1 pseudogene is annotated in these 284 nt (G+C 66.9%); it reads right to left on the bottom strand.

Annotated features, from left to right (window positions below):
• Positions 1–284 (bottom strand): annotated as a pseudogene (locus A3728_RS20160) (3-phosphoshikimate 1-carboxyvinyltransferase); the annotation flags it as partial.

The following is a 284-nucleotide window of genomic DNA, read 5'->3' as shown; positions in this document are numbered from 1 at the left end:
CCGCGCCCTTCGACGGACCACCAGTCGGGGCCGTCTTCGACGGTAACGCCATTGGCGCGCAACCCCGCCGCCATCGCCGCGATCCGGTCGCTTTCCTTGACCCGCAGTTCCTTGACCCCGCGCATCATCGTCGTCCCCTTGGCGAAGGAGGCGACGACGGACAGCACCGGATATTCATCGATCATGCTCGCGGCGCGCTCCGGCGGCACATCAATACCACGCATCTCGGGCGAGTACTTCGCGCGCAGGTCGGCCACGGGTTCGCCACCCTCTTCGCGCATGTT

It is taken from the genome of Sulfitobacter sp. HI0040 (genome assembly GCF_001634885.1).
Taxonomy (GTDB): domain Bacteria; phylum Pseudomonadota; class Alphaproteobacteria; order Rhodobacterales; family Rhodobacteraceae; genus Sulfitobacter.
The sequence above is the reverse complement of the archived record's forward strand: the minus strand, read 5'-3'. Positions and strand labels throughout refer to the sequence as shown.